The sequence below is a fragment of the Paenibacillus nuruki genome, assembly GCF_001721045.1.
Lineage (GTDB): Bacteria > Bacillota > Bacilli > Paenibacillales > Paenibacillaceae > Saccharibacillus > Saccharibacillus nuruki.
The window spans coordinates 20,853-28,938 of the sequence record NZ_MDER01000040.1; the positions used below are offsets into that span (position 1 = coordinate 20,853).

Annotated in this window: 6 protein-coding genes; 5 read left to right on the forward strand and 1 reads right to left on the reverse strand. The window is 34.9% G+C overall.

Annotated elements, in window-relative coordinates; all coding sequences use genetic code 11:
* Nucleotides 1-407 precede the first annotated feature (407 nt).
* Together PTI45_RS11890 and PTI45_RS11895 are read left to right on the forward strand one after the other, a co-directional pair.
* Complete coding sequence (locus PTI45_RS11890) at nt 408-1,634, forward strand: sensor histidine kinase (protein ID WP_175425174.1); 1,227 nt, start codon at nt 408-410, stop codon at nt 1,632-1,634.
* Nucleotides 1,612-2,223 carry a response regulator transcription factor gene (locus PTI45_RS11895; protein ID WP_069327805.1) on the forward strand — a complete coding sequence of 204 codons (612 nt, stop codon included), beginning with the start codon at nt 1,612-1,614 and terminating at the stop codon, nt 2,221-2,223. Before PTI45_RS11890 ends, PTI45_RS11895 begins: the two co-directional genes overlap by 23 nt.
* 11 nt (nt 2,224-2,234) lie before the next feature.
* Here PTI45_RS11895 and PTI45_RS11900 read toward each other — a convergent pair whose 3' ends face one another.
* A complete protein-coding gene (locus PTI45_RS11900; protein ID WP_069327806.1) occupies nt 2,235-3,761 on the reverse strand; it encodes a hypothetical protein in 1,527 nt (508 codons plus the stop codon).
* Between the two features lie 137 nt (nt 3,762-3,898).
* Between PTI45_RS11900 and PTI45_RS11905 the strand changes: the two genes are divergently transcribed.
* The 3 genes from PTI45_RS11905 to PTI45_RS11915 all read left to right on the forward strand — a co-directional run bounded on the left by PTI45_RS11905 (nt 3,899) and on the right by PTI45_RS11915 (nt 7,317).
* A complete protein-coding gene (locus PTI45_RS11905) occupies nt 3,899-4,780 on the forward strand; it encodes an RNA ligase family protein (protein WP_069327807.1) in 882 nt (293 codons plus the stop codon).
* A gap of 519 nt (nt 4,781-5,299) precedes the next feature.
* Complete coding sequence (locus tag PTI45_RS11910; RefSeq protein ID WP_069327808.1) at nt 5,300-6,160, forward strand: Cof-type HAD-IIB family hydrolase; 861 nt, start codon at nt 5,300-5,302, stop codon at nt 6,158-6,160.
* Nucleotides 6,161-6,402: 242 nt separating this feature from the next.
* Nucleotides 6,403-7,317 carry a methyl-accepting chemotaxis protein gene (locus PTI45_RS11915; RefSeq protein ID WP_083243495.1) on the forward strand — a complete coding sequence of 305 codons (915 nt, stop codon included), beginning with the start codon at nt 6,403-6,405 and terminating at the stop codon, nt 7,315-7,317.
* Nucleotides 7,318-8,086 lie beyond the last annotated feature (769 nt).

Consider the following 8,086-nt stretch of genomic DNA (forward strand, 5'->3'; position numbering starts at 1 on the left):
ATTATACAAGTGGGATAAAATTGCTAACGACAAAGTGTAGAGAGGTATTCTATATGCATGACAAATACATAAAACAACAATTATTTATCCTTTTTAATCAGACATTAGTCATTATTTTTTTATATTATCAATATATTCAGCATCTGAATAATAGTATCTCAAATATGATGTCGCTAGTTGTAATATCAATTGCTATCTATGTATTATCTTATATTAAAATGACAAATTTGAATGGGAGTATGATTTTAAATCAATTTGCTAATTTATTATTATTATATTCTTGGCAAATTCTTTTGATGTTTGGAAAAGATCCATTCTTTTATTATATAGTGATCTTTTTAAATGTAATTGTATCCTATACATTATTACGTTTTTTGTTACGATTTATTTTTCAAGATTCTGCTTATATGCATAAAAGGCAAGTCGATTGGATATTAAAAGTAATCTCATTATTCACGTTAATTTCGATTTATGATAAGCAACTCTATTCCATCATGTTTTTCTGGCAATGGGTGATTAGTGGAATTCTAATTGCAGTTACAGTATTTAAAAATAAAAAACGAATCCAATTTTTTCTGAACAAACAATCGAAAAGTCTAACGTATGCGCTAATGATGACGGCTATTCCTTTTGGAACATATATTTTATTTATGGATAAAGCAAAAAATGTGTTCACCAATCTCGTATTCTACTTTATTTTTATTTTTCCTTTATATGCGGTATACAGTATTGTACAAAATAATGTTAAAGGATTTATACAACTTACACAGCTTAGTACATGGAACAAATGGCTGATGATTGTGGTATCTGTTATAGGTGTTGGCTTGATCGGTCAAGTGTTCGGGGCAGGGCCTTTGTTTTATATGATTGTTTTTCATTCGCTGATCTGGTTATTGATTTTTTACTATCTATTGTTGTACAAACAAATTAAGCAGTCTTTAGAAGTCACACAAGCAACAGAGCAGAAGCAATACGATTCTTATGTGAGTCGAGTAGCGCAGGTTGCGAAAGAAGAACAACTTAAAAAAGAATTTTCTAATTATCTACATGATGAGATATTACAAGATTTATTAGCAGTCAAAAATATGATCAATAAGTCTAATAAAGCAGAAGTACAGCAGATGATTACAGAAACGTTAACTGAACTAAACAAATCGATTCGCAATCAGATGCAAGAGTATCATCCAACCTTACTCAGCTCATTAACACTCAAGCAAAACTACGAGAATCTACTGCAAATTATAAAAAAAACGTATGCTCATCAACAGATCAATGTTTCGTTTACCTGCAAAGATGATCTGTTTTTAGTTGAACCCTATCACTTTATTTTTTACCGTCTGATCAAAGAATTAACAACTAATGCGTTCAAACATTCACATGGAAGTCAGATTTGGATCCAATTAACACAGCATCTGGATCAGATTGAGTTAACGGTGGAAGATGATGGGGTAGGGCTAGATCCTACTGAGTATAAGCATAATCAAGGGCATCGGGGATTATATTCAATTCAAGAACAGATTGCCTTGTTAGAAGGTGAAATGAATTTTAGTATGCGCAAGCCGCATGGATTAAAGATTCAGATTATCCTGCAAATGAAGGGAGAACATTCGTATGAATATTTTATTAATCGATGACCATATTTTATTTGCCAAAAGTTTGGAAATCGCATTTGAAGATTATCCAGAAGTGAGCACATTTCGATCGGTACAAGAAGTAGCACACCTGATGAAGATGATTGAAGATAAGCAACCGGATATTTTATTAGTAGATATTAATCTAAGCAATATTAGTGAGCAAGATGGATTGATTGTAGCTGAATCGGTATCGAAAAAGTATCCTGATTTGAATATTGTGATTTTGACAGGATTCGATCTGCCAGTCTATCGTTATGAAGCGAAAAAAGCAGGAGCACGTGGATTTATCAACAAAAATGTATCTCCTGATCAGTTGTTGCATATCTTACTTCATATTCATGCAGGTTGTACATATTTTCCCGATGAAGAAGAAGAGATCGAGCAACTGACTGAGCAAGAGACCAAAATTTTGCAAATGTTAAGCGATGGGTACAAAAGAGAAGAAGTAGCCGATACTCTGTTTATTAGTAAACGTACGGTATCTAATCATATTCAACATATTTTTGATAAATTGCATGTCAGTTCAGCATTAGAAGCAGTAACCAAAGGCATCAAATTAGGTTATGTCAAAACGTATAAGCAATCATAATCAAAGGTTGATTAAAAATCCCGTAACTTATCAAACAGTTCGTATAAACCATCTTTATCTACAAGTAATTTACCTTGTTCACCTAGTTGTTGTTGCAGTTCTGTTAACAGTTCTTCTAACACAGCGTAGATTTCTTCACGCTCTATCGTTTCAATAATGTGATTACGCCGATCCATTTTGTTAAACGTTTCTGTATATTCAGTGACCATCTTTTCTAACAACGAATATACTGTGTCTGCCTGAATCGATGCATCGATCATACGTGTAGTAGTAAGCATTTTTTTATAAGATTGAGCAGCTTTCTTAGCATTGGCAGCCGAAATATGTTCACGTCCATCCCAATCACGGAAAGGATTAAGTAAATTTTCAGCTAGCCATTCTGGTTTACGAGGTTTGGTGATCCAGAGATCCAGCCCGAGAGTAGCAGCTTTTTTGTATTTCGTTTTGACCGATTTGGCTACATTGGCTGGAATACTGCTCATCCATAACGCCGATAACTTGGGTAACTGCTCAGGAGATGGGAACTCATCTGCTTCGAATCCGAATAGATCATCTGTGTTCAAAATTTGCAAATGAGGTAGTTTTGCTAGATTTTGTATATGATGTACAACACCTGGCTTGCCTGATACTCGCAGTTCGGTCAAATAAGGAAAGCGCTCCACTATAGTGTTGATATCTATCTCTTGTATACGAACTAGAGATAGTCCGGCTAAATGATCTAGACCATGAAACTGGAAAAAATGGTTCCAACATTGTAAATCAATAAATCGTCCATCAGACACACTATGAATATGCAGATCAGGAGAAGGTTCACTATTGAGCATAAAATGTATAAGATCATCATTAAGATAAATGGTAATAAGATGATCTGGTTCTAGCATCAAACGATTTAAATGGCTGTGCCTCAAATCAAGTTCAGTCACTATCGAAGATTTCCATTGTAATTCATGAATAAGAGGATTCTGGTTGATATAGTGTGCCAATTCTAGTGTACCTTGTTCAGTCTCAATTGATATCAGGCAAGGAAGCTTGTCCAATTCAGAGAAGTCTTCTATCTTTTGCAAGATGATATCGTTAATTCTTGTCGTATTTTGAGGTAGTGTCTGACCCCCTACGACTACTTCGATATCTGGAGAAGCCGATTTGAATAGGTTTCTTTTCGTCACATCAATACGTTCCCAGCGACGTTGGTTATGGATGCTATTGCCGATATACCAACCTCCAGCGTAGCTCGTTACTTCTTGATCCACTAGAGGAGGAATATTCCCTACAAATGAGTATTCCGGAGGCACATTGGCACTCACATAGTTATGATCAAATCGATTACTCCAAAAATAAAAGTTGCACACTAACGGCTTCATTGTATGTAAAGTATCTTCATCAGGCAGTGTATCTCCTGTCCAGTCTAATTCTAGAATAGCGGCTAGTGGAGATTCTTTTGGAGATGATCCTTCTTTAAGATGAGTGACCTGACAGGCTACATATTGCTGTAGCTTTTGAGAAAAAACACAATAGATATCTCCAACTTGAGGTAGCATCATCTTTTCCTTTCGTGTATAAATATAGAATGCATGAATTGTACTCAGTATAGCAAAAGCATTTCAGTAATACGAACAATATCTTATGAAAATGAGTAGGTTATGTAGACCAGATTGACCCCAAAGGAGATTACATAATGAGCGAGATGAAGAAGTATATGAGTGTCGTAAGACTGGGACACAAAACGACTGAGAATGTTCTTCAACTGGGTGATCCTATTATTATTCAAGAAAAGCTAGATGGAGCCAATGGATCATTTAAGCTAGAAGAAGGCAAAATAGTGGCTTTCTCACGTAATGAGCAATTGACAGAGCAAAATAATCTACAAGGATTTTATGAATGGACACAGACTTTAGATGCAGATCTACTACGAAGCGATGTCGTTTATTTTGGCGAATGGCTGACCAAGCACAAAATCAATTATGGAGACTTGACCAAACAGTTTTTTCTGTTTGATCTATATGATGTGGAGAAAGAAAAGTATATTCATTTTACAGAAGTGAAAAAAGAAGCAGAACGATTGGAATTGCGTCTGATTCCAGTATTTTATGAAGGGGAGTATCAATCACTAGAACATCTAGAATCCTTTATCGGGCAGACTGCACTTGGTGTCAAAAAAGGAGAAGGGATTGTTGTCAAAAATGTAGATTATCAAGATGTATATGGTAATCAATTATTTGTTAAGCTTGTGATTGATGCATTCAAAGAAGTACAACGTATCAAAAAGCCAAAAGATCCTAATTTCCAATCTGCTGAAATAGAAGCAGTCAAATCAGTGCTTACCACCGCACGGGTCGAAAAGTGGATCTATAAATTAATCGATGAAGGTTCACTTCAAGCTAATTTTGGCATACAAGATATGGCATTAATCTTGAAGCAACTGTCTTCACGCATTGTAGAAGATATTCTTCAAGAAGAAAGCGAGCAGATTGCTTCATTCGATCTCAAAGAGATTCGTAAAGTGATCGGTAAGCAGTTGCCGGCATTGATAAAAGAGGTTATAGACGCTAAAAAGTAAGAGGAGAACACGATGCTACTTTTTCAATTCCAAAAGAATGACGGGCTTCAGAATGCTACTCAACCCTTAGAGATTGGATCAGCAAGCCGAACTCATTTTAGAACATGAAGAATGTTATTAGCTGAGTTTAGAATCTATCTTTGAAATGCTAGAGGTATACTGCGAAAATATGAAAATATTAATAATAAAGACCACTCTTTGCATCGAAAGAGCGGTCTTTTTTATATTAAACGTTATGATGCGCTAGAAATTCATCTTTTGTTGCTTGTGATTGATGTTAAATAGGTTAGATTCAGAATACTAACAAGGTGAGGTACTACGTCCAAAACAACAAATAATACCGAAAAGATCGGAAAATCACTATAACGTAGGCAAAATATCCGATATGCTAAATAAGCTTAAAGTAAAGTTTTTAGAAAAAACATGAAAATAGAAGCAATACTAAAATTACAAGGCATATTAACTTTGTTCGTAATATACTTTTCAATACATTTTTTTATACAGCATGGAGGTTAAATCATGACAGAAAATACTCGCCAAAAAATAGTCTTTATCGATATAGACGGCACACTGGTAGACGATGATGGTCATATTCCTCTTTCTGCACAGCAAGCTTGTCAACAAGCACGTAACAACGGACATTTGCTTTATTTATGTACAGGAAGATCCAAAGCTGAGATTTACGATAGTATCTGGGATATCGGATTTGATGGACTGATTGGAGCAGGGGGAGGTTATGTGGAGTTTGGAGAAGATGTTTTGTACCACAAAAAGGTGACAGCAGAAGATGTACGACATATGGTCGATTTTTTCAATACTCATCAGATCGACTTTTATCTGGAATCCAATTCAGCATTGTATGCAAGCGCTAATCTTCAGCCCCATTTAGAACGACGGATCTATGGCGATATTGAGAATGATCTGGTAGCACGAGCCAAAAAAGAATCTCAACCTCATCCTTTTATCACTGGCTTAACGTATGGTGAAGCCAATCTGTACAAAGATGATGTCAATAAGGTCTGTTTTCTAGAAAGTGCTACGATTCCTTTTGAACAGATTAAGCAAGAATTTGAAGGGAAGTTCCAAGTGATGCAATGTACTGTTCCGATATTTGGTGAAGGCAGTGGAGAGTTAGTTATCCCTGGGATACATAAAGCATTAGCGATAGCAGATTTACTCGAACATCTGAGTATGTCGCGTGAAGACACGATTGCTATTGGAGATGGAATGAATGACGCTGAGATGCTAGAGTACTGTGCAATCGGGATAGCGATGGGAAATGCCAAGCCTGCACTTCAAGCGTTAGCAGATGATATTACAGCGACTGTAGAAGAAGATGGTCTGTTTCTAAGTTTTCAGAAATACGGACTTCTTGGATAAGAGTCTCTATAAAAGTAAAATATAAACTATATTAAAGAAGCAATAAGAGTGAGATCGATGTTAAACTCTGTTGCTTCTTTAGTTTGTTCTCAAAATTTATTATTTTTGACTTTTATCCGATATACATAAGTAATACTTAATTGGTTAATTTTGCACATTAGATTAATATTTACTATGAAATAAAATAAAAACTTTATACAATAATAAGTATCACGCTTGTACACATACATTGGAGGGAAATCATGAACGAAATGAGTCAGCTTGAAATGGTGACAGACGAACTAGTTATACGCACTCTACAGGATAATTTAGCTATTATCCGTTTTGGGACGAATCGTAAAATTGCTTATGTTAATCCTATTTTTGCAGAAGTCGTTAAATATTCGCCAAATCAAATGATTGGCATGCATCATAAAAATTTATGTTTTCCTGAATTTGCGAATAGTATAGAGTATGAGAAATTCTGGGATAGTCTATTATCTGGAGAAACATTTCACGATAAAATAGAACGCAAAGATGCAAAAGGGAATGCAATCTGGCTAGAAGCAACTTATATGCCGGTATGGAACAAAAATAGAAATGAAGTTATTGGTGTTACCAAAGTGGCTACAGATATTACCGAGCGTCAAAGCGATCTTTCTTGTGTCGTGGATGATCTCCAAAAAACAGCACAAGCACTTAATATTCGTTCATCTGCAGGGATTGAGCACAGTCAAGAACTCTTAAAAAGTATGAACACCATTGTAGAATCATCGACGACGAATACAACCACACTTATTAATTTGCAAGAACAAGCATTAGAGATTCAAGGGATTGTACAGACGATCCGTAAAATAGCCTCTCAAACTCATATGTTGGCTTTGAACGCAGCGATAGAGGCTACACATGCAGGTGAATTTGGACGAGGATTCAATGTGGTTGCTAGAGAAGTACGTAAACTGTCTTCAATGGTACAAGACTCCATTATAGAAGTGAAAAAAAGTGTAGATTCAATGAGTCTAGAAGTGCAGAAGATTTCTAATGGCACAGACGATGTGCGTCAAAGTGTGCAACAAGGGCAAGAGCAAGTCAATACAGCAATGAAAGCTTTTACAGATATTGCTTCATCCGCTCAGGTGCTGGATATTCAAGCGCAAAAAGTAGCTAAGATTATTTGATCGACAATGTAAAAATCCCTTGAGAAATGTAACATGAAAGCCATTAAACAATGACTTTTACGTTACGATCTCAAGGGATTTTTTATTTTAAAATTTTGCTATTAACGTCCAGCTGTATCCGATGCCCACATTGGACCTTTACCACCACTAGAATACATCACTAGATTACCATCGTCTTGAATAGCAAGTATCTCTCCAACCATGCCTGCTGGAACATTACCTTGATAGTAATTATTACTCCATGCTTGAGGATTAGCAGACCAGAAAGTATAATCTTTGAATTGATCAGTTACTCGAAAGCTACTTGGATTAAAAAGGAATATTCGTCTTCTTGAGTCAATTGTAATACCAGTTTATTTGCCTCTATAGTGCTTAACCGTCTGTAGTAGAGACAACAGATGAAATAACAAAATCTAATTACTTTTGTAATGAATGATCAGTGATCTTACAATCATATTTTAAAAAGAGGTGCTATTGTTTATAAACACATTTGATATGAGCATATGAATGTATATCCATTTTTATTATTTCATTATTAAATTAATTTTGAGTGACAAAATACTCAGCTTTGTTTCAAAATATTTTAGAGGCTAACTTGATTAGAGTTTTTTATGTAATATTAAACACACTTAATAAATAAAAATTTACATAAAAATACAAAAATGTACACCTAAAATACGAATATAAAATTTTAATTACAGAATTTCATTGATTTTAAGCTCTTTATTTTTTATTATCATACTATAAAGGTTTAAATTACAATTTTTTT

Excerpts from the sequence above, each read along its gene's own strand:
- PTI45_RS11890 (WP_175425174.1), top strand. The coding sequence starts at position 408 with ATGCATAAAAGGCAAGTCGATTGGATATTAAAAGTAATCTCATTATTC.
- PTI45_RS11900 (WP_069327806.1), bottom strand. The coding sequence starts at position 3,761 with ATGCTACCTCAAGTTGGAGATATCTATTGTGTTTTTTCTCAAAAGCTA.
- PTI45_RS11895 (WP_069327805.1), top strand. The coding sequence starts at position 1,612 with ATGAATATTTTATTAATCGATGACCATATTTTATTTGCCAAAAGTTTG.
- PTI45_RS11915 (WP_083243495.1), top strand. The coding sequence starts at position 6,403 with ATGAACGAAATGAGTCAGCTTGAAATGGTGACAGACGAACTAGTTATA.
- PTI45_RS11905 (WP_069327807.1), top strand. The coding sequence starts at position 3,899 with ATGAGCGAGATGAAGAAGTATATGAGTGTCGTAAGACTGGGACACAAA.
- PTI45_RS11910 (WP_069327808.1), top strand. The coding sequence starts at position 5,300 with ATGACAGAAAATACTCGCCAAAAAATAGTCTTTATCGATATAGACGGC.